We start from the raw sequence: 21082 nt of genomic DNA on the forward strand, positions 1-21082 counted from the left end.
GAACGACGACCCACCACCACGGAGGACCGGTTTTGACCCCCACCGAGCACCCCGGCCTGTCCCGCCGTTCGATGCTGTGCGGAGTCCTGGTGGCCCTGGCAGTACCCGGCGGCCTGGCCGCCTGCGGCACCGCGAGCACCCCCGGCAGCACCACGGGCACCACCGGCGGCTCCACCCCGACCACGACCGGCGGTTCGGCCCCCACCACGGGCGGTGCTGCCGAGGGCATCGTGGCGCTGTCCGAGGTGCCCGACGGCGGCGGTGTGGTCGTGGCGGCCGGCGGCAAGAACCTGGTCGTCACCCGATCGGGTTCGACCGTGAAGGCCTTCGACGCGGCCTGCCCGCACGCGGGGACCACGGTCGGCGCTCCTTCGGGCGGCACCATCACGTGCCCGAACCACGGCAGCCAGTTCAGCGCGTCGGACGGCGCGGTGAAGAAGGGCCCGGCGACCTCGGGCCTCAAGACGGTGGCCGTGAAGGTGCAGGGCGACCAGGTCGTGCTGGCCTGACGGGTCGCGGTCGCGCACAGATGTGTACGGAGGGCGCTATCGTGGCGGCATGGCTTCACCCGTCGAGCGCGCTCCCGAGCCGCACCGGTCAACGGTGAGCGGCGCGGATGTCGATCGGCTGGAGCCCACGCCGGAATGGGTGGGCGATGAGGTCGCGGCGGAGAGGTTCCCCTCGCCCGAAGACATCCGCGCCGCCCTGCTGCCCGAAGAGGCACCGGACTTCGACGCCGCCTACGAGGCCGCGCTCGTCGCCGCCCGGAAGACGTTGCACCTCGACGAACTGCGCCACGTGCTGCGCGCGTGGCGGCGGGTCGCCCTGATGACCGAGCAGGACCCCGACGCGCACCGCCGGACCCTGGCCACCATCGCCGAGGTCCAGCGCACCGGCCGTTCCCGACCCGGTAGCGTCTCCTGGAACGATCTCAAGGCCGAACTCGGCCTCTGAGCCGATTTCGGGGGCAGCCCACCGTTGGCGTACGAGCTCGACATCGATCCAGCAGCGCGCGCCCAGATCGCCGCTCTGCCGCCCGAAGGGCTCGGCGCCCTGGTCGAGGCGTTCGAAGTGCTGTCCCTCGTCCCCGAGCGCGGCGAGCCGGTCAACGCTGCCAACCCCACCGGGGGTCTCTACCAGCTCCCGTTCGGCTCGGGCCGAGGGTTGATCACGTACCTGCTTCTCCAAGACCAAGACCGGGTGGATGTGCTCGTCGTGATGTGGATCGCGTTCACGTAGCCCTGGACAGGGGTCGGGCGGGCGGGGGAGTGTCGGGGGGCGCACGTAGGCTTGTCGGGTGGCCGATCCGTCGACCTATCGCCCCGCGACAGGCTCCATCCCCGACGCCCCCGGCGTGTACAAGTTCCGCGACGCCGACCGGCGGGTCATCTACGTCGGCAAGGCCAAGAGCCTGCGCTCGCGCCTGAACTCGTACTTCGCCGACGTCGCCGGGTTGCACCCGCGCACCCGGCAGATGGTGACCACCGCCGCCGGGGTCGAGTGGACGGTCGTCACCACCGAGGTCGAGGCGCTCCAGCTCGAGTACAACTGGATCAAGGAGTTCGACCCGCGCTTCAACGTCCGCTACCGGGACGACAAGACCTACCCCGTGCTGGCCGTGACGCTGAACGAGGACTTCCCCCGCCTCCACGTCTACCGCGGCCCGCGCCGCAAGGGCGTCCGCTACTTCGGCCCCTACGCGCACGCCTGGGCCATCCGCGAGACCCTCGACCTGCTCCTGCGCGTCTTCCCCGCCCGCACCTGCTCGGCGGGCGTGTTCAAGCGGCACAGCCAGATCGGCCGGCCCTGCCTGCTCGGCTACATCGACAAGTGCTCCGCGCCCTGCGTCGGCAAGGTCTCGCAGGACGAGCACCGGGACATCGTCGAGGACTTCTGCGACTTCCTCGCGGGCAAGACCGACGCGATGGTCAAAAAGCTCGACCGCGAGATGACCGCCGCCGCCGAGGAGCTGGAGTTCGAGAAGGCCGCCCGCCTCCGCGACGACCTCTCCGCCCTCAAGCGCGCCCTCGAGAAGCAGGCCGTCGTGCTCGGGGACGGGACGGACGCCGACGTCGTCGCCTTCGCCCAGGACGACCTCGAAGTCTCCGTCCAGGTCTTCCACGTGCGCGGCGGCCGGGTGCGGGGCCAGCGCGGGTGGGTCGTGGACAAGGTGGACGAGACCTCCGTCGCCGACCTGGTGGACCAGTTCGTCACCCAGTTCTACGGCGAGCAGGTCGAGTCCGCGCGGGCCAGCGGCATCGAGTCGGCCCCGGTGCCGCGGGAGGTGCTGGTGCCCGAGCTGCCCGACGACGCCGCCGCGGTCGAGCGCTGGCTGACGGACCTGCGCGGCGCGAAGGTCGTGCTGCGGGTGCCGCAGCGCGGGGACAAGCGGGCGCTGATGGAGACCGTCGAGCGCAACGCCAAGGAAGCCTTCCAGCAGCACAAGCTCAAGCGCGCCGGCGACCTCACGGCCCGGTCCGCGGCCCTCCAGGAGCTCCAGGAGGCCCTCGGCCTCGACACGGCCCCGCTGCGCATCGAGTGCACCGACATCAGCCACGTCCAGGGCACGGACGTGGTGGCCTCGCTCGTCGTCTTCGAGGACGGCCTGGCGCGCAAGTCCGAGTACCGGCGCTTCGCCGTGCGCGAGGGGGCCGACCAGGGGGACGTGGCCTCCATCGCCGAGGTGGTGCGCCGCCGGTTCCAGGCTTACCTCCGCGAGACCAAGGACCACAAGGACGGCCCGCTGCCCGGTATCGACCCGGAGACCGGCAAGCCGCGCAAGTTCGCCTACGCGCCCAACCTGCTGGTCGTCGACGGCGGCGCGCCGCAGGCCCAGGCCGCCAGCGACGTGCTCGCCGAGCTGGGCATCACCGACGTGGCCGTGGTCGGCCTGGCCAAGCGGCTGGAGGAGGTGTGGGTCCCGGGCGAGCCCGACCCGGTGATCCTGCCGCGCACCAGCGAGGCCCTCTACCTGCTGCAACGGGTCCGCGACGAGGCGCACCGGTTCGCGATCGCCTACCACCGCCAGAAGCGGTCCAAGCGCATGACGACCTCGGCACTGGACGACGTGCCGGGTCTCGGGCAGACGCGCAAAGCGGCGCTGCTCAAGCACTTCGGCTCACTGAAGAAACTCCGTGAGGCGAGCATCGAGGAGATCAGCGGGGTGCCTGGTGTGGGCAGGCGCACCGCCGAGGCCGTGCACGCGACGCTGAGCGCGGCCGGTACCGAAGGGGAGCAATCGTGAGCGCACAGGCCGGCGAGAAGTCCGGCATCGAGGTCGCGGTGGTGACGGGCCTGTCGGGAGCGGGCCGGTCCACCGCCGCGAAGTGCCTGGAGGACCTGGGCTGGTTCGTGGTGGACAACCTGCCGCCCGAGCTGATCGCGACGATGGTGGAGCTGGGCGCGCAGGCGCGGGGGGCCATCACCAGGGTCGCGGTCGTGATGGACGTGCGCAGCAGGGCGTTCACCGACGACCTCGCGGCGGTCATCAAGGACCTGGACGCCCGCGGCTACAAGCCGAAGGTGCTGTTCCTGGAGGCCACCGACGACGTGCTGATCCGCCGCTTCGAGTCGGTGCGCCGGGGCCACCCGCTCCAGGCGGACGGGCGGCTGCAGGACGGCATCGAGGCCGAGCGGGTCCTGCTCACGCCGCTGCGCGAGGAAGCGGACCTGGTGCTGGACACCTCCGCGCTGTCGGTGCACCAGCTGCGCAACAAGATCGAGGACACCTTCGGCAGCGAGTCGGCCACCCGGACCCGGGTCACCGTGCTGTCCTTCGGCTACAAGTACGGCCTGCCGATGGACGCCGACCTGGTGATGGACGTCCGGTTCCTGCCCAACCCGTTCTGGATCCCCGAGCTGCGCGAGCAGACCGGCCTGGACGGGGACGTGCGGAACTACGTGCTCACCCAGGAGGGCGCGGAGGAGTTCCTGGACCGCTACCACGAGCTGCTGCGCCTGATCGGCGCCGGCTACCGGCGCGAGGGCAAGCGGTACCTCACGCTGGCCGTGGGCTGCACGGGCGGCAAGCACCGCAGCGTCGCCATCTCCGAGGAGCTGGCGTCGCGGCTGGCCGCCGAGGACGGCATGGCCGTGAAGGTCGTGCACCGGGACCTGGGACGCGAGTGAGCTTGAAGGCAGTGGCACTAGGCGGTGGGCGTGGCTTGCACGTCACGCTCACCGCCCTGCGGCGGGTCACCGACGACGTGACCGCAGTGGTGACGGTCGCCGACGACGGCGGATCGTCCGGAAGGTTGCGCCGGGAGCTCGGGCTGCTCCCGCCGGGCGACCTGCGCAAGGCGATGGTCGCGCTGGCCGACACCGGCGGTTCCCCCGTGCTGTGGGCGGAGCTGTTCGAGCACCGCTTCGGCGGCACCGGCGCGTTGGCCGGGCACGCGATCGGCAACCTGGTCCTGGCGGGCCTGCTGGAGCTGCTGGGCGACCCGGTGGCGGTGTTGGCCGAGGCGGGCAAGCTGCTGGGCGTGCGCGGGCGCGTGCTGCCCATGTGCACCGAGCCGCTGGAGATCGAAGCGGACGTCACCGGGCTGGACGAGGACCTGGACGTGGTGCGGCGCATCCGCGGCCAGGTCGCCATCGCCACCACCCCCGGTCGGGTGCAGCGCATCCGCCTGCACGGGCCGGGCGGGCCGGGGGAGCCGCCGCAGGGGTGCCCGGAGGCGGTGCGGGCCGTGCTGGACGCGGACGTCGTGCTGCTTGGGCCGGGATCGTGGTTCACCAGCGTCCTGCCACACCTGCTGGTGCCGTCCCTGCACGAGGCGCTGGTTCGGACGGCGGCGAAGAAGGTCGTCGTGCTCAACCTCGTCCCCCAACCGGGGGAAACCGCCGGGTTCTCCCCGGAGCTGCACCTGGACGTGCTGTGCGCGCACGCCCCCGAACTGCGCGTCGACGCCGTCATCGCGGACGCCGACGCGGTGCCCGTGCCGGACCGCCTGCGCCGCGCCGCCGCAGCTCTGGGGGCCGCGGCGCACCTGTCGCCGATCGCCCTGGCCGGTTCACCCGACCGTCACGACCCGGCCGCTCTCGCGTCGAGCATCAGCCGGGCGTTGGACGGCCTGCCTGCGGGGCCCGAGGAGGCGTCGAGTACAACGCTGGTGGAACAACGCGAGACCAGGGGAGGCGATGAGCCGTGGCGATGACGTCTGCGGTCAAGGACGAGCTGAGCAGGCTGGCCGTCTCCAAGACCTGCTGCCGGCGGGCGGAGGTGGCCTCCCTGCTGCGCTTCGCGGGCGGCCTGCACATCGTCGGCGGCCGGGTCGTGGTGGAGGCGGAGCTGGACCTGGGGTCCACCGCGCGGCGGCTGCGGCGCGAGATCCACGACCTGTTCGGCCACCAGTCCGACGTCTTCACCATCACCTCCAGCGGCCTGCGCAAGGGCACCCGGTTCGTGGTGCGGGTGGTCAAGGACGGCGAGGGCCTGGCCCGCCAGACCGGCCTGCTGGACCCCCGCGGCCGTCCGGTGCGCGGCCTGCCCGCGCCCGTGGTGTCCGGTGGGGTGTGCGACGCCGAGGCGGCGTGGCGGGGTGCGTTCCTGGCGCACGGCTCGCTGACCGAACCCGGTCGGTCGTCGTCGATGGAGGTCACCTGCCCCGGTCCCGAAGCCGCCTTGGCGCTGGTCGGCGCGGCCCGGCGGATGGGCATCGGCTCGAAGTCGCGCGAGGTCCGGGGCGCCGAGCGGGTGGTGATCCGGGACGGCGACGCCATCGGCGCCATGCTGACCCGCCTGGGCGCGCACGACAGCGTGCTGGCCTGGGAGGAACGCCGGATGCGCCGCGAGGTCCGCGCGACGGCCAACCGCCTGGCCAACTTCGACGACGCCAACCTGCGCCGCTCGGCCCGCGCGGCGGTCGCGGCGGCGGCCCGGGTGCAGCGCGCCCTGGAGATCCTCGGCCCCGAGGCCCCGGACCACCTGGCGGCGGCGGGCGCTCTGCGCTTGGCGCACCGGCAGGCGTCCCTGGAGGAGCTGGGTCAGCTGTCCGACCCGCAGATGACCAAGGACGCGGTGGCCGGGCGGATTCGGCGGCTGTTGGCGATGGCCGACAAGCGGGCGCGCGAGCTGGGGATGCCGGACACGGAGTCGGCGGTCACGGCCGAGATGCTGGAAGCCGAAGTCTGACCGCCGACCGGCCGGCGGCCGGGTCGGGGGTCAGAACCAGTCGTCGCCCTTCTCGGCGGCCTCGGTCTGGGTCTCGGCGGTGGCTCGTTGGGTCAGCACGGCCACGGCCTCCTCCAGCCCGCGCTGCACGTCCGGCCCGCCGGCGCGCTCGGTGTGCAGGGTGACGGCGACCTCGCTGCGACCGGCCCCGTCCTCCGACACGGTCAGTTCGCCGTGGTAGTCGTCCTCGCCGGGGCTGCCCCACGACAGGGTCCGGCGGTCGCGGTCGACGTGCAGCCAGCCCTCCGCCTCGACGTGCCGGCCGCCCACCTCGGCCTCCACGTGCACGTGGTCGCCGCCCGTCGGCTCGACCTCGGTCAGGTCCGGGAAGTAGCGGGGCAGGGCCTCGGGTTGGGACAGGAAGCCGAACAGGTGGTCGGCGGGCAGGTCCACCGAAGCCCGGTGCGTGTAACTGGTCACGGTCCACTCCGTCCCGATCGCCGACTGGACCGAACGGGTACCCCGCGTCCGAACCGCGAACCGGAGTTGCGCGGCGGGGCCGGGGTTGCGACTGTCGGGTGAGGTCGTCGGGACCGGTGTTCACGCGGTTGTCACCGGGTGGGGCCGGCTCGGTGACGGCCGGGTGCCGCCGTTGCGCAAGACGATTGCGCGAAAGGTCACGCACGGTCGCGGTTACTGAACCGTAGCACTGGATTTTCTTGCTCGATAAAGAGATCCTGGTGGTCCACGTGACCAGGGACGCAGTGCGGAGGCTAGGCTGGCTCGCGGCTGCTCGAAACAGTCAATCCGCACGCCCACTGGCACATCGCCAGTCGAGTATCGAGGAGACTCACCGTGACGGTTCGCGTAGGTGTCAACGGTTTCGGCCGCATCGGTCGCAACTTCTGGCGCGCCGTTCAGGCCAGCGGGCACGACATCGAGATCGTCGCCTTCAACGACCTCGGTGACGTCAACACGATGGCGCACCTGCTCAAGTACGACAGCATCCTCGGCCGGCTCCCGTACGACGTGAAGGTGAACGACGAGGGCATCGAGGTCGACGGCAAGACCATCAAGGCGCTGGCCGAGCGCGACCCGGGCAAGCTGCCCTGGAAGGACCTCGGCGTGGACGTCGTGGTCGAGTCGACCGGCTTCTTCACCGACGCCGCCGCGGCGCGCAAGCACGTCGACGAGGGTGGCGCCAAGAAGGTCATCATCTCGGCCCCCGCCAAGGGCGAGGACCTGACCGTGGTGCTGGGTGCGAACGACGACCAGTACGACGGCTCGCAGACGGTCATCTCGAACGCCTCCTGCACCACCAACTGCCTCGCTCCGCTGGCCAAGGTGCTGCACGACGCGTTCACCATCGAGCGCGGCCTGATGACCACGATCCACGCCTACACCCAGGACCAGAACCTCCAGGACGCGCCGCACAAGGACCTGCGCCGCGCCCGGGCCGCCGCGCTGAACATCGTGCCCACCAGCACCGGTGCCGCGAAGGCGATCGGCCTGGTCCTGCCGGAGCTCAACGGCAAGCTGGACGGCTACGCGCTGCGCGTGCCGACCCCCACCGGCTCGGCCACCGACCTCACCGTGACCGTCGGCCGCGAGACCACCGTCGACGAGGTCAACGCCGCCTACAAGGCCGCGGCGGAGGGCGCCCTCAAGGGCTACCTGCGCTACAACGAGGACCCGATCGTGTCGACCGACATCGTCACCGACCCGGCCTCCTGCATCTACGACGCGCCGCTGACCAAGGTCATCGGCAACCAGGTCAAGGTCGTCGGCTGGTACGACAACGAGTGGGGCTACTCCAACCGCCTCGCCGACCTGGTCAACCTGGTCGCCTCCAAGCTCTGACCACCCCAGCCGAAAGCGGAGCTGTGAAGACTCTCAGCGACCTGATCGCCGAGGGTGTGTCGGGTCGGCGCGTCCTGGTGCGCGCCGACCTGAACGTCCCCCTCGACGGCGACAAGATCACCGACGACGGCCGCGTGCGCGCGTCGGTGCCGACCCTCAAGGCGCTCCTCGACGCGGGTGCCCGCGTCCTGGTCGCCGCGCACCTGGGCCGCCCCAAGGGCGAGCCGGACCCGAAGTTCTCCCTCGCCCCGGTCGCCGTGCGACTGGGTGAGCTGCTCGGCCAGACCGTCGAGCTGGGCACCGAGGCGGGCGCCGACGGCACCGTGACGCTGCTGGAGAACATCCGCTTCGACCCGCGCGAGACCAGCAAGGTCGACGCGGAGCGCGAGGCGTTCGCCGACGAGCTGGCGGCCAAGGCCGACGCGTTCGTCTCCGACGGCTTCGGCGTCGTGCACCGCAAGCAGGCGTCGGTCTACGACGTGGCCAAGAGGCTGCCGCACTACGCCGGTGGCCTGGTGCTGGCCGAGGTCGAGGTCTTGAACAAGCTCGCCTCCGGCGGAGCCGGAAATCGGGCAACAGCGGACCTCCAGCGCCCGTACGTGGTCGTCCTGGGCGGCGCGAAGGTGTCCGACAAGCTCGGCGTCATCGCGAACCTGCTCACCAAGGTCGACCGGCTGCTCATCGGCGGCGGCATGGCCTACACGTTCCTCAAGGCCCAGGGCCACGAGGTCGGCGGCTCGCTGCTCCAAGAGGACCAGCTGGAGCAGGTGTCCGGCTTCCTCGCCGAGGCCGAGAAGCGCGGTGTCGAGCTCGTGCTGCCGGTGGACGTGCTGGCCGCGACCGACTTCGCGCCCGACGCCTCGTACGACGTCGTGAAGACCGACGCCATCCCGGCCGACCGGCAGGGCCTGGACATCGGCCCGGAGACGCGCGAGCTGTTCGCGGCCAAGCTGGCCGACGCCAAGACCGTCTTCTGGAACGGTCCGATGGGCGTGTTCGAGTTCGAGGCGTTCGCCGGCGGCACCCGTGCCGTGGCCGAGGCGCTGGTGAAGAGCGAGGCGTTCACCGTGGTCGGCGGCGGCGACTCGGCCGCGGCCGTGCGCGCGCTGGGCCTGCCCGAGGACGGGTTCTCGCACATCTCCACCGGTGGCGGGGCGTCCCTGGAGTTCCTGGAGGGCAAGGAACTCCCCGGCGTGTCGGTTCTGGAGGACTGATGGCTCAGCGTCAGCCGCTCATCGCCGGCAACTGGAAGATGAACCTCAACCACCTCGAAGCGATCGCCCTGGTGCAGAAGATCGCCTTCGCGCTGCCGGAGAAGTACTTCGCGAAGGTCGAGGTGGCGGTGCTGCCGCCGTTCGTCGACATCCGGTCCATCCAGACCCTCGTCGACGGCGACAAGCTGCTGCTCAAGTACGGCGCGCAGGACCTGTCCCCGCACGACTCGGGCGCCTACACCGGCGACGTGTCCGGCCCGATGCTGGCCAAGCTGGGCTGCTCCTACGTCACCGTGGGCCACTCCGAGCGCCGCGAGTACCACCACGAGGACGACGACCTGGTCAACCGCAAGGTCAAGGCCGCCCTCAAGCACGGCGTCACGCCGATCTTCTGCCTGGGCGAGCAGCTGGACGTGCGGGAGGCGGGCAACCACGTCCAGCACTGCACCGACCAGCTGGTGGCGGGCCTGAAGGGCCTGTCCGCCGACCAGGTGAAGGACGTCGTCATCGCCTACGAGCCGGTGTGGGCCATCGGCACCGGCAAGGTCGCCTCGTCCGCCGACGCGCAGGAGGTGTGCGCGGCCCTGCGGGCCAAGCTCGCCGAGCTGCACGGCGAGGACGTGGCTTCGGCCGTTCGGGTGCTTTACGGCGGTTCGGTGAAGTCCGGCAACATCGGCGAACTGGTCGCGCAGAAGGACATCGACGGCGCCCTCGTGGGCGGTGCGAGCCTGGATGCGGACGAGTTCACCAAGCTCTGCGCCCTGGCCGCCGGCGGCCCACTACCCTGAGTCCCGAAACACCCCCGACCCACCGCGGTGGTCCACGGTCGGCAGTTGACCGGGTACTCTGTGGCGTCACCTGCCTGACAGCGAGGAAGAAATGATCCTGTTCCTTCAGATCCTGTTGATCGTGTCGAGCGTGCTGCTCATCCTGCTGGTGCTGCTGCACCGCGGTCGCGGCGGCGGTCTGTCCTCGTTGTTCGGCGGCGGTATGCAGTCGAGCCTGTCCGGGTCGAGCGTGGTGGAGAAGAACCTGGACCGACTGACGCTGTTCGTCGGCGCGGTCTGGGTGATCGCCATCATCGGCATCGGGCTGCTGCTCAAGGTCAACTGACTACACAGGGAAACCACAGTGGTGGGGGTGTGAGGGTCGATGGCTGGTGGTAACGCGATTCGCGGTACCCGCGTCGGCGCAGGCCCGATGGGCGAATCGGAGCGCGGCGAGTCCGCGCCCCGGCGCCGGGTGTCGTACTGGTGCGCCAACGGGCACGAGTCGCGTCCGTCGTTCGCGGTCGAAGCGGAGATCCCGGAGAACTGGGACTGCCCCCGGTGCGGTCTGCCGGCGGGCCGTGACGAGCAGGCCCCGCCTGCTCCTCCGCGCAACGAGCCGTACAAGACGCACTTGGCGTACGTGAAGGAGCGCCGCTCCGACGCGGACGGCGAGGCGATCCTCGAAGAGGCGCTCACCAAGCTGCGCAAGCAGCGCGAAGAGCCCTAGCGGTACCGGCACGACGGCCCCCGGCGGATCTCCCACCGGGGGCCGTCGTCATGCCCGCGACCTGACCGGGGGCAGCCGGAACGCCGCCGGGGAACGGGGCAGCACCAAGGACTCGTCGGGGACCCGCAGGAAACTCGGGGGACTTTCCCGCCCTGGAACTTCGCGTTCTCGAAGCTCACCGTGCCGTCGTTCATCTGCGCTCTGTGGGAGCCCACCGATCCGCCGTGGAACTCGGCGAAGTTGCCGCGTCCGAACACGGCTCCGCCGGAGTCGAAGGTGTGGCCGGCCCATCAGCAGCCACAGCGCCCACGCCGAGGCCGCCGCGATCGCCGAGCCCAGCAGCAGCCACAGGGCGAGGTGCGCGGTGAACGGGACGGCTAGGGCGCGGCGGGTGCGGGGTATGGGTCCACGGTGCCCGAGCCCGCGCCGCGAAGCGTCACCCGATCAGGTGCGGCGGCGCAGGGCGCTGAACTGGCGGCGCAGCAGCAGGGCTCCGATCAGGATGAAGAAGACCAGGACCACCAGGGTCGACGTCGTGCCGCCGGTGGAGCTGGTCAGGGCCACGTCCACGCTGCCGACCAGGACGATGCCGCAGTCCGCCCGGATCACGTGCCGGCCCGGCTGGATGGTCGCGAACTCCACCCGCGTGCTGAACGTGCCCGAGCTGTCCGCCTTCGCCTTCCCCACGTCCTCGCCCAGCGACGACAGCTTCACCTCCGAACCCGGCTTGCACCCCGTCCCGGTGGCCGTCAACGGGTCCCCGGGCTGGATGTTGTCCTTGTCCAGCGTCAACGCGCCGTCACCGTCCGAGGGCTTGGTGGTCGTCGGCGCGGTGGACGAGCTGCTGGAGTCGGTGGTCGTGGTCGTCGTCTCGGTCGTCGTGGTGGTGGTCGTCGTCGTGGGGCGGGTCGTCGTGGTGACCGGGGGTGCGGTGGTCGTGGTGGTGACCGGGGGAGGGGTGGTGGTCGTGGTGACCGGGGGGCGGGTGGTGGTCGGGGTCGCGATGACGGTGAAGCTGGCGGTCGGGTAGCCGGACGCCGCGCACACCGGCATCGCCGTCACCCGGTGGCCGCCGACGGACGCGCCGGCGGGGACCGTCCCGGTGCCCGAACCCGCGCCGCGACCCGAGTGCCGGCCGCTCCCGACGACCTGCTTGCCGTCCCACAGGATGCGCACGGTGTAGTCGCCGCAGTCCGGGTCGAGGTACACGCCGGTCCACGACAGCGTGAACGCGCTGCCCGCCGGACCCGTGTCCGGCGTGACGGTCGCGGCGGCCGGTTGCTGCGCGGATGCCGGTGTGGACACAAGGGTCGTAACGCCATAGGCCACGGCACCGAGTAGAGCTAGTGTTCCAGCCGTTCGCATACCGACTCCCGGACTCGTCCGTGCCCATGAACTTCGAGGTGCCCCTGTGAGACGCATTATGAGCAGGGTCGGTTTACTGCTCTCCCTCGGGATCTTCCTGGGCGCCGGCACCTCGACCGCGCACGCGATCGCCCCGGACCAGGTCACGGTGAGCGCCATTGTGGACGGCAAGCGGGTCACCCCGGACGACGAGCTGGTGCTCGACCCGGCGACATCGACGCGCGTCGAAGTGACCGTCCACAACGGAACCGACACCGTGCGCCACATCAAGACCGTGCGGCTGTCCGGCACCGCGCTCGCGCTGACGTTCTTCTCCTACGACACCACCGTGCCCTTCGACGTGCCCGCGAAGCAGAGCGTCACCAAGGCGTTCGTGCTCGACCTCGGCCAGCTCGGCACCCAGGCGACCGGCCTGTTGCCCACCGACATCGAGGTGCTCGACGTCAACCGGGACGTCGTCGCGGCGGTCGGCGCGACCGGTGACGTGCGCGGGTCGCTGTGGTCGGTCTACGGGGTGTTCGGCATCGCCGTCTTCGTCCTGACCGTCCTGGCCTGGGCGGGTGCCCTGTGGGGCCTGGCCCGCCGCAAGCTCCCGGCCAACCGCTGGCAGCGCGCCATGCAGTTCCTCCCGGCGGGCGTGGGCACCGGGCTGGTCGCGGTGATCTCGCTGTCCGTCCTGCGGGTGATGGCGCCCTCGCCGGCGGCGGAGATCCCGTTCCTGCTCGGGTCGGCCGCCGCCGCCCTGCTGCTGGGCTACCTGACCCCGCACCCGGCCCCCGACGACGTGCCACCCTCCGACCCCGAGGCCACCCAGCGCATCACGCGCCCGCTGCCCGGCGGTGCCGCGTGACGGTCAGCCCCAGCGTCGTCGCGGCGCTGCCCCAGTACGACATCGGGGGCCAGATCGGGCACGGCGGCATGGGCGTGGTCTACGCGGGCGTCCACCGGCCGCTGGGCCGTCCCGTGGCGATCAAGCGCCTGCCGCAGGTGCTCGCCGAGGACGCCCGGATGAGCGCGAGGTTCGAGCACGAGGCCCGGCTGCTGGCCCGCTTGGACCACCCGCACATCGTGCCGGTCTACGACTACGTCCAGGACCACGGCGAGCACCTGCTGGTCATGGAGAAGCTCGACGGCGGCACGGTCTGGTCGAAGTTCAGCGAACACGGCTTCACCCCCGCCCAGTCCTGCGCCCTGCTCCTGGCCACCCTCTCCGGCCTGCACGCCGCCCACGGCGCCGGTGTCCTGCACCTGGATGTGAAGCCCAAGAACCTGCTCTTCACCGCCCAGGGCGCGTTGAAGGTGGCCGACTTCGGCATCGCCCAGGTCGTCAGCGAGGGCGCCACCCTGGTCACCCACGGCGGTCAGGTGCTCGGCACACCCGCCTACCTGGCCCCCGAGCAGGCCCTGGGCAACCCTCTCAGCCCGGCGGCGGACGTCTACGCCGCCGCCACGGTCCTGTACGAACTGCTCAGCGGTCACCTGCCGTTCGAGAGCGGCGGCGGGGCGCTGGCCATGATCCAGCGCCGGGTGCACCAGGACCCCCGTCCGCTGACCGAGGTGCCGTCGCCCCTGGCACAGGTCGTGATGCGCGGCATCCAACGCGACCCGCACGCCCGGTACCGCAACGCCGAGACGTTCGCGATCGACCTGGCCGGCGCGGCGGCGGAGGTCTTCGGCCGGGACTGGCTCATGCGCGTGGGACTGCCCGTGCACCTGGCACCCCAGGTGTCGGCGGCGAGCACCCGGCCGTCCACGCAGCCCTCGGTGCCCAGGGAGACGCTGAACATCCCGGTGCGCGCCACGATGACCGACAGCGCGCCACCTGTGTGGTCCGGACAGCACACCCTGGTCCCGGCGCGCGACTTGATCGCCCCGCCGAAGCCCGCCGTGTGGTTCACCGTGACAGCGGTCCTGTTCGCCCTGCTGGTGATCGCTCTGCCGTTCGCCGTGCCGGGCCGGGACCTGCCGGTGCACCAGCACGACATGACCAAGCCGGTGGTCTCGGAGGGCGCGACCAGACTCACCGTCGAGGCCGTCGGCATCCCGCTGGCCGACGTCACGGGCGCCGGCACGTTCGAACTACCCGGTGCCACCCGCTGGATCGTGGGCGGCGCGGCCCTGGCCACCGCTCAGACGGCCGAGGGCGAGCGGGAGTTCTCCCTGCAGCCGACGACGAACCCCATGATCAGCATCATGGGCGCGGGCGGTGCGGTGCTCCTCCTGTTCACGTTGGCGTACTTGGAATCGCTGCTCAGGTCGTTGCGGCGACGGCAATCGGGCACGGCGGCGGTGATCGCGTCGGCTCCGCTGGGGTTCGGGCTGGGAGTCGCGGTGTGGCTCCTCCCGACCGTCCTCCTGCGCCACGAACCCGCGTTGTGGCCCGCCGTCGTCGGCGGCTGCCTGGGCGCGATCGCCGCGGTCGCCACCGCCGTCGCCACCCGGCGGGCCGCACTGCGCTGAGGGGTCAGCGGGCCAACGGGAAGGTGACCGCGACCCGGAAGCCGCCGTCCTCGCTGGGACCGGCTTCGAAGGTGCCGTCCAGCAGGGCCGCGCGTTCGCGCAAGCCGACCAACCCGTGACCGCCGCTGGGCAGCGCGGCGCACTCGGCCGGGTCCACAGGCGGGTCGTTGCGGATCTCGACGCGGAGTTCGTCCGCGTCCGCGTGGATCCGCACCGAGGTCGCCGCGCCACCCGCGTGCTTCCGGACGTTGGTCAACGCCTCCTGCACGGTCCGGTACACCGCACCGGAGATCGACGCCGGCAGCTCGTCCACCGGGCCGAGCACGGTCAGCGCCGCCGGCAGCCCCGAGGACGCCAACAGCTGGGGCAGGTCCTCGATCCGGGGCTGCGGCGAGTCGTCGCCGGACGTGGTCCGCAGCACGCTGACCAGCTGGCGCAGCTCGTCCAACGTCCGGGTGCTCAGCATCCGGATCGTCCCGGCCACCTGCTGCGCGTTCGGGTCGGCGGCGGCCATGCGCAGCGCGCCCGCCTGCATGGCGATGAGGCTGACCTGGTGCGACACGACGTCGTGCATCTCGCGGGCCAAGCGGGCGCGCTCGTCCGCGCGCACCGCGTGGGCGTGCAGCATCCGTTCGCGTTCACGGCTCTCCGCCAGCTCCGCGATCCGGGCCGACAGCTCCTCCCGCGCGTGCACCAGCAGGCCGATCGCGATGGGCATCCCGGCCACGATGCAGCCGTAGATGGCGTCGTGGATGTGAGTCGTCCAGTCCAGTTCCAGGAACTTGTCCGGCGGCCACAGGAAGAACCGGCTGAACCACACCAGGCCCGCCGCGATGTAGGTCTGCGTGGACAGCAGCTTGCGCCGCGCCAGCGTCCCCAGCGCGATCATGGCCGCGAGCTGCGCCATGCCGGCCAGGAAGCCGGGCACGGTCAGCAGGACCACCAGGAACGGGAACCGCCGCCGGAACGCCACCGCCGCGACCGCCACCACGGACAGGGCGTAGTTGTAGACCTGCGCGTCGGGCGCGAACCAGAACCACACGTCGAACGCGGCGATCGCCACGGCGGACACGTCCAGCATCAGCTGCCGGTGCCGCGCCAGCCAGTCCCGCAGTCCCCGGGCAGCCTGCGCCACCCGCTCGGTGGGGACGCCGTTGACCCCGCCGCTCGGCAGCCTCTCGACAGCGTTGCCGGCCAGGACCCGTCCTCCCGTCTCAGCCATCCGCCGCTTGTCACCGTACTGCGCTGTCATCACGCTTGGCATGACCCGCTCCTCCAAGCCCCGACCTGCTCGCCATCCACCCTCACCCAACGAGACGCCCCGATTACTCGTACGGGACGCGGAGCCGTCCACAAAGTTGCGAGCGCGAACGTCCGGTGGGCGGACAGGTGAAACACATCACGCCGCCCACCCGGAGGCGGACGGCGTGAAGGGTCGAGCGGGGGTCAGGCCAGCGGAGGGGTGAACAGGTCCGGCACCTTCGCCGCCGCGGCCGAGTCGAGCAGCCACAGCGTGCGGCGCTGCCCGTGGGCACCCGCCGCCGGCAACTGCACCTCGCCCGCACCGGTCAGGGCCATCGCCACGGCCGCCGCCTTGCCCTCGCCCGTGGTCATCAGCCACACCTCGCGGGCGCGGCTCGCGGCGGGCAGGGTCAGGCTGACCCGGGTCGGCGGCGGCTTCGGGCAGTTGCGGACCGCCACCACCGTGCGCTCCTTCTCGTAGACCGCGGGGGAGGACGGGAACACCGACAGGGTGTGCCCCTCCTCGCCCACCCCGAGCAGGCACACGTCGAACGACGGCACGGGGCCGTGGTCCTCCGGACGTGCCCGCGCGGCGAGCAGCTCGGCGTACGCCTCGGCCGCCGCGTCCGGGTCGTCGCCGAACCGGCCGTCAGAGGGCTCCATGACGTGCACGCGTGCCGGGTCGACGGGCACGTGGTCCAGCAGCGCCGCCCGCGCCTGGGTCTCGTTGCGGTCCGGGTGCCCGGAGGGCAGGAACCGCTCGTCACCCCAGTACAGGTCCACCCGGGACCAGTCCACGGCGTCGCGCGCCGGGGTGGCGCGCAGCTGCTCCAGCACCGCGATGCCGGTCCGGCCGCCGGTCAGCACCAGCGACGCCGAGCCGCGCGCGGTCTGCGCGTCCACCAGCCGGGTGACCAGGCGGGCCGCCGCGGCGGCGGCCAGCAGGTCGCCGTCGCGGTGCACCACGACCTCGGGCCGGCTCATGCCTTAGCCCGGGTCGACGAGCCCTTGCCGGCGACCTTGACCGCGCCCTTGGCGGACTTCGCCTTGGCCGCCTTCGCCACCTTGGCCGGGGCCTTCGCCGCCCGGCCGGGCGACTTGGCGGGCGCCTTCGCCGCGGCGCCGTCACCGCTCGCCCCGTCACCGGCGGGCTTCGCCGGGGCCGTGGCCGGCGCGGACCCGTTGGGCGAACCGGCCGCGGACGGGGCGGAGGTGGTCGGGGCGGGCTTGCGGGCCGCCGCCGTCGCCTTCGCCGGGGTCCGGCCGCGCACGACCTTGCCCAGCGACTTCAGCGCCAGCTCGTAGACCTCGTCCGGGTCCAGCCGCCGCAGCTCCTCGGCCAGGCAGTCGCGGATCTCGCGGCGCTGCAGCGCCACCCGCCGCTCCGGCTGGCCGGGCTGGGTCAGCGTGCCGACCTTGCCGTCCGGGCGCACCAGCTCGACCACGCCGGACTTGCGCTCCAGGCGCACGTCCACGATGCCCTCGCCGCGCACCGCCTTGGACCGCTTCACCGGCGCCCGCAGCGACCCGGCGAGCCACGCCGCCAGCAGGTCGGTGGACGGGGAGTCCGCCTCGCCGCTGACCTCGGCCTCGGTCACCTTCTCGTACGGGGGCAGGTCGAACGCCGAGGCGAGCATGGCCCGCCACAGCGTCAACCGCGTCCACGCCAGGTCCGTGTCACCCGGGGTGTACCCGGCCTTGCGCTGGTCCAGCGCCTTGATCGGGTTCTTCTCCGCCGCCGAGTCGGTGATCCGGCGCTGCGCGAGCTGCCCGATCGGGTCCTGCGCGGGCACGGCGGGCGCCTCGTTGGGCCACCACGCCACCACCGGGGTGTCCGGCAGCAGCAGCGGCACCACGCAGGAGGCGCCCTCGTTGGCCAGCTCGCCGTACAGGCGCAGCACGATCACCTCGGACGCGCCCGCGTCACCGCCGACCCGGATCTGGGCGTCCAGGCGGGGTGCGGCCCGGCGGGCGCCGCGCGCGACGACGATCACGCGGCACGGGTGCTCGCGGCTCGCGTCGTTGGCCGCGTCCACCGCGTCCTCGGTCTTGGACCCGTCGTCGGTCACGATGACCAGCGTCAGGACCCGGCCGAGGGTGACCGCGCCGCCCTCCTCGCGCAGCTGCACGAGCTTGCTGTTGACCTGCGACGTGGTGGTCGAGGGCAGGTCGATGATCACGGACGCCTCCAGTGCCTGCCGGTGCGGGCCAGCATCTCGTCCGCCGACGCCGGTCCCCAGGTGCCTGCCTTGTACTTCTCCGGCGCGCCGGTGGCGGCCCAGTGCTTGAGGACCGGGTCCAGGATCTCCCAGGACAGCTCGACCTCGTCGTTCTTCGGGAACAGCGACGGCTCGCCGAGCAGCACGTCCAGCAGCAGCCGCTCGTAGGCCTCGGGGGAGGACTCGGTGAAGGCGTGGCCGTACCCGAAGTCCATCGTGACGTCCCGGACCTCCATGGTGTTGCCCGGCACCTTCGACCCGAACCGCATGGTCACGCCCTCGTCCGGCTGCACCCGCACGACCAGGGCGTTCTGCCCCAGCTCCTCGGTGGCGGTGTCGTCGAAGGGCAGGTGCGGCGCGCGCTTGAACACCACGGCCACCTCGGTGACGCGGCGGCCCAGCCGCTTGCCGGTGCGCAGGTAGAACGGCACCCCGGCCCAGCGGCGGGTGTTGATCTCGCACGTGATCGCCGCGTAGGTCTCGGTGGTGGAGTCCTTGGCGAAGCCGCCCTCCTCCAGCAGGCCGGGCACCTTCTGCCCGCCCTGCCAGCCACCGGTGTACTGGCCGCGCGCGGTGGTCTCGTCGAACGGGCCGACGGGCCGGGTCGCGGACAGCACCTTGACCTTCTCCGCCCGCAGGTCGCTGGGCCGGAAGGACACCGGCTCCTCCATCGCCGTGAGGGCGAGCAGCTGGAGCAGGTGGTTCTGGATCACGTCCCGGGCCGCGCCGATGCCGTCGTAGTAGCCCGCGCGACCGCCCAGGCCGATGTCCTCGGCCATGGTGATCTGCACGTGGTCGACGTAGTTGGCGTTCCAAATGGGTTCGTAGAGCTGGTTGGCGAAGCGCAGCGCCAGGATGTTCTGGACGGTCTCCTTGCCGAGGTAGTGGTCGATGCGGAACACCGACTCCTCGGGGAAGACGTCGTTGACGATCTTGTTGAGCTGCTTGGCGCTGTGCAGGTCGTGGCCGAACGGCTTCTCGATGACCACCCGGCGCCACTGCGTCGGGTTGTCGTGCGGCGGGCTCGCGAGGCCCGCGCGCTTGAGCTGGTTGACCACGGTGGTGAACGCGCTGGGCGGCACCGACAGGTAGAACGCGTGGTTGCCGCCGGTGCCCCGCTCGCGGTCCAGGTCGGCGATCGTGGCGGCCAGCGTGTCGAAGGCGGTGTCGTCGTCGAACGTGCCCTGGACGAACCGGATGCCCTCGGCGAGCTGGTCCCAGACCTCCTGGCGGAACGGCGTGCGCGCGTGCTGCTTGACCGCGTCGTGCACGACCTGCATGAAGTCCTGGTCGGCCCAGTCGCGGCGGGCGAAGCCGACGAGCGCGAAGCCCGGCGGCAGCAGGCCCCGGTTGGCCAGGTCGTAGATCGCGGGCATGAGCTTCTTGCGCGACAGGTCACCGGTCACGCCGAAGATCACCAGGCCGCACGGTCCGGCGATGCGCGGCAGCCGCTTGTCCCGGGGGTCGCGCAGCGGGTTGCGCTTGGTGGGAGCGGTCACGACCCGTCCTCCTGGATGGCCTCGACGAGCTGCGCCAGCCCGGCGACCCGGTCGGTCAGGTGCAGCCGCAGCACGGGACGACCGCGCTCGGCCAGCACCTGGCCGTCGCCCAGCGCCTGGGCGAGCTGGAGCGTGCTCAGGTCGTAGGGGCGGCCCGGCACGTCCAGCTGGACCTCGGACGCCCCGGTGAGCTGGAGGAACACGCCGTTCTGGTGACCGCCCTTGTGGTACTGGCCGGTCGAGTGCAGGAACCGCGGCCCCCAGCCGAACGTGGTCTGGAGGTGCGAGCGCTGGGCCAACTCGGCGCGGGTCAGCGCGAAGGAGGCGTCGTCGATCCGGTCCAGGTAGGCCTGCACGGACAGGTAGCCGTGGTCCGGCGCGGCGGCGACGAGCGCCTTGATCGCGTCGGCGACGGTCTTCACGTCCGGCGACAGCCAGCCCTCGCTCGGGTACACCTCGATCGGACCGTCCACAAAGGCCGGTTGCGCCGACGACGCGGCGGGAGCGTCCAGAAGGGACCGTGCCGCCTTCTTCGCCGCCTCCACGTCGGGCTGGTCGAACGGGTTGATCTCCAGCACCCGCCCCACCAGCGCGGTGGCGTACTCCCACACCAGGAACTGCGCGCCCAGCGAGCCCTCGACCGCGACCGACGACGAGCCGGTGGCCGGTCCGATCGCGACGGTCGTGGCGTCGGAGCGGGCGTCCACGAAGCCGGGCGCGCCCGCGCCCTCCACGACGACCGGCAGCAGGCCGGTGCCGTTCTTGCCGGTCGACTCGGCGATCAGCTGCTCGGCCCAGTCGCCGAAGCCCTTGATGCCCGACCCGGTGTCGGCGAAGACGATCTTCTCCGCGCCGTGCGCGTGCGCCACCGCGAAGGTCGCGGCGAGCACGATCGCCGGGTTGTCGGCGGAGTCCGCCGAGACCAGGGGAGCGGCGGCAGCGGCCTCGTCCAGCAGCGCGCCGATGTCGGCGCCCGCCAGACCGGCGGGCACCAGGCCGAACGCGGTCAGCGCCGAGTACCGGCCGCCCACGTGCGGGTCGGCCAGGAACACCTTGCGGTACCCGGCCTCGCGGGAGGCGGCCTCCAGCGGCGAACCCGGGTCGGTCACCACGACGATCCGCGATGCGGCGTCCACGCCCTCGTCGGCGAACGCCTTCTCGAAGATCCGGCGGTGGCTGTCGGTCTCCACGGTGCCGCCCGACTTGGACGACACCACGAGCACCGTGCGGGTCAGGTCGCCCTCCAGGGCCTCGGCGACCTGGCCGGGGTCGGTGGTGTCCAGCACGACCAGCGGCACGCCGGCGGTGCCGGTGATGACCTCGGGCGCGAGCGACGAGCCGCCCATGCCCGCGAGCACCACCCGGTCCACGCCCTCGGCGCGCAGCTCGTCGCGCAGCGCCTCGATCTCGGCGACCAGGGGCCGCGACGTCTCGTGCAGGGTGGTCCACGCGAGGCGGATGGACGCCTCGGACTCCGCCTCGGGACCCCACAGCGTGGCGTCCCCGGCGGTGAGCTTGCTCGCGGCCTGGTCGCGGACCAGGTCGCCCACCACCGTGGCGACCTGGTCTTCGTTGGGCGAGCGGACGATCTCCACGGAGATCACCTCAGTCATA

21 protein-coding genes are annotated in these 21082 nt (G+C 72.1%); 14 read left to right on the top strand and 7 right to left on the bottom strand.

Annotated elements, in window-relative coordinates; translation table 11 throughout:
* Positions 1–32 precede the first annotated feature (32 nt).
* Genes DFJ66_RS35580 through whiA form a run of 7 tightly spaced genes read left to right on the top strand, consistent with a single transcriptional unit; the run spans position 33 to position 6133 of the window.
* Positions 33–509: a Rieske (2Fe-2S) protein gene (locus tag DFJ66_RS35580; RefSeq protein WP_121227975.1), complete on the top strand. Its 477-nt coding sequence runs from the start codon at positions 33–35 to the stop codon at positions 507–509.
* A gap of 49 nt (positions 510–558) precedes the next feature.
* Positions 559–954 carry a DUF6247 family protein gene (locus DFJ66_RS35585; RefSeq protein WP_211351421.1) on the top strand — a complete coding sequence of 132 codons (396 nt, stop codon included), beginning with the start codon at positions 559–561 and terminating at the stop codon, positions 952–954.
* Positions 955–978: 24 nt separating this feature from the next.
* Positions 979–1239 carry a hypothetical protein gene (locus DFJ66_RS35590; protein ID WP_121227977.1) on the top strand — a complete coding sequence of 87 codons (261 nt, stop codon included), beginning with the start codon at positions 979–981 and terminating at the stop codon, positions 1237–1239.
* Positions 1240–1297: 58 nt separating this feature from the next.
* Positions 1298–3244: an excinuclease ABC subunit UvrC gene (gene uvrC, locus DFJ66_RS35595; protein WP_121227979.1), complete on the top strand. Its 1947-nt coding sequence runs from the start codon at positions 1298–1300 to the stop codon at positions 3242–3244.
* A 26-nt stretch (positions 3245–3270) separates the two neighbouring features.
* Entirely contained in the window at positions 3271–4128 is an 858-nt protein-coding gene (rapZ, locus tag DFJ66_RS35600; RefSeq protein ID WP_170200273.1) for an RNase adapter RapZ, read from the top strand.
* Between the two features lie 2 nt (positions 4129–4130).
* The gene (locus DFJ66_RS35605) at positions 4131–5156 is read left to right on the top strand and encodes a gluconeogenesis factor YvcK family protein (protein ID WP_121232218.1); all 1026 of its coding nucleotides are present in this window, start codon (positions 4131–4133) and stop codon (positions 5154–5156) included.
* Positions 5147–6133: a DNA-binding protein WhiA gene (gene whiA / locus DFJ66_RS35610; RefSeq protein WP_121227983.1), complete on the top strand. Its 987-nt coding sequence runs from the start codon at positions 5147–5149 to the stop codon at positions 6131–6133. The genes DFJ66_RS35605 and whiA overlap by 10 nt, the downstream gene beginning before the upstream one ends.
* Positions 6134–6163: 30 nt before the next feature.
* Here whiA and DFJ66_RS35615 read toward each other — a convergent pair whose 3' ends face one another.
* The gene (locus DFJ66_RS35615) at positions 6164–6592 is read right to left on the bottom strand and encodes an SRPBCC family protein (protein WP_121227985.1); all 429 of its coding nucleotides are present in this window, start codon (positions 6590–6592) and stop codon (positions 6164–6166) included.
* A 375-nt stretch (positions 6593–6967) separates the two neighbouring features.
* Here DFJ66_RS35615 and gap point away from each other — a divergent pair, with 375 nt between their 5' ends.
* From gap to DFJ66_RS35640, 5 genes are all read left to right on the top strand, one after another.
* Positions 6968–7972 carry a type I glyceraldehyde-3-phosphate dehydrogenase gene (gene gap / locus DFJ66_RS35620; RefSeq protein WP_121227987.1) on the top strand — a complete coding sequence of 335 codons (1005 nt, stop codon included), beginning with the start codon at positions 6968–6970 and terminating at the stop codon, positions 7970–7972.
* Positions 7973–7995: 23 nt separating this feature from the next.
* The gene (locus tag DFJ66_RS35625) at positions 7996–9186 is read left to right on the top strand and encodes a phosphoglycerate kinase (RefSeq protein WP_211351423.1); all 1191 of its coding nucleotides are present in this window, start codon (positions 7996–7998) and stop codon (positions 9184–9186) included.
* Positions 9186–9974, top strand: a complete 789-nt coding sequence (gene tpiA / locus DFJ66_RS35630; protein WP_121227989.1) for a triose-phosphate isomerase — start codon at positions 9186–9188, stop codon at positions 9972–9974. The genes DFJ66_RS35625 and tpiA overlap by 1 nt, the downstream gene beginning before the upstream one ends.
* A gap of 91 nt (positions 9975–10065) precedes the next feature.
* Positions 10066–10299, top strand: coding sequence for a preprotein translocase subunit SecG (secG, locus tag DFJ66_RS35635; RefSeq protein ID WP_121227991.1), 234 nt, complete (start codon positions 10066–10068; stop codon positions 10297–10299).
* 39 nt (positions 10300–10338) lie between these two features.
* Entirely contained in the window at positions 10339–10683 is a 345-nt protein-coding gene (locus tag DFJ66_RS35640; protein WP_121227993.1) for an RNA polymerase-binding protein RbpA, read from the top strand.
* A 444-nt stretch (positions 10684–11127) separates the two neighbouring features.
* Here the strand turns inward: DFJ66_RS35640 and DFJ66_RS44635 are convergent, their stop codons facing one another.
* A complete protein-coding gene (locus DFJ66_RS44635) occupies positions 11128–11988 on the bottom strand; it encodes a hypothetical protein (RefSeq protein WP_246030037.1) in 861 nt (286 codons plus the stop codon).
* A gap of 106 nt (positions 11989–12094) precedes the next feature.
* On the opposite strand from DFJ66_RS44635, the gene DFJ66_RS35655 reads away from it, so the two are divergent.
* Both DFJ66_RS35655 and DFJ66_RS35660 read left to right on the top strand, forming a co-directional pair.
* Positions 12095–12898 (top strand): hypothetical protein, encoded by an 804-nt coding sequence (locus DFJ66_RS35655; protein WP_211351424.1) that lies wholly within the window; start codon positions 12095–12097, stop codon positions 12896–12898.
* Complete coding sequence (locus tag DFJ66_RS35660) at positions 12895–14508, top strand: serine/threonine-protein kinase (RefSeq protein WP_121227995.1); 1614 nt, start codon at positions 12895–12897, stop codon at positions 14506–14508. Before DFJ66_RS35655 ends, DFJ66_RS35660 begins: the two co-directional genes overlap by 4 nt.
* Positions 14509–14512: 4 nt before the next feature.
* Here the strand turns inward: DFJ66_RS35660 and DFJ66_RS35665 are convergent, their stop codons facing one another.
* The 5 genes from DFJ66_RS35665 to DFJ66_RS35685 all read right to left on the bottom strand — a co-directional run bounded on the left by DFJ66_RS35665 (position 14513) and on the right by DFJ66_RS35685 (position 21081).
* On the bottom strand, positions 14513–15730 hold the full coding sequence (locus DFJ66_RS35665) for a sensor histidine kinase (RefSeq protein ID WP_121232225.1): 1218 nt from the start codon (positions 15728–15730) through the stop codon (positions 14513–14515).
* Positions 15731–15954: 224 nt separating this feature from the next.
* Positions 15955–16734, bottom strand: coding sequence for a 6-phosphogluconolactonase (gene pgl, locus DFJ66_RS35670; RefSeq protein ID WP_121227997.1), 780 nt, complete (start codon positions 16732–16734; stop codon positions 15955–15957).
* The gene (gene opcA, locus DFJ66_RS35675; protein ID WP_121227999.1) at positions 16731–17930 is read right to left on the bottom strand and encodes a glucose-6-phosphate dehydrogenase assembly protein OpcA; all 1200 of its coding nucleotides are present in this window, start codon (positions 17928–17930) and stop codon (positions 16731–16733) included. Before opcA ends, pgl begins: the two co-directional genes overlap by 4 nt.
* Positions 17927–19468 (bottom strand): glucose-6-phosphate dehydrogenase, encoded by a 1542-nt coding sequence (zwf, locus tag DFJ66_RS35680; protein ID WP_121228001.1) that lies wholly within the window; start codon positions 19466–19468, stop codon positions 17927–17929. The genes opcA and zwf overlap by 4 nt, the downstream gene beginning before the upstream one ends.
* Positions 19465–21081 carry a glucose-6-phosphate isomerase gene (locus DFJ66_RS35685; RefSeq protein ID WP_121228003.1) on the bottom strand — a complete coding sequence of 539 codons (1617 nt, stop codon included), beginning with the start codon at positions 21079–21081 and terminating at the stop codon, positions 19465–19467. Before DFJ66_RS35685 ends, zwf begins: the two co-directional genes overlap by 4 nt.
* Position 21082: the final 1 nt, after the last annotated feature.

Source organism: Saccharothrix variisporea, assembly GCF_003634995.1.
GTDB lineage: Bacteria > Actinomycetota > Actinomycetes > Mycobacteriales > Pseudonocardiaceae > Actinosynnema > Actinosynnema variisporeum.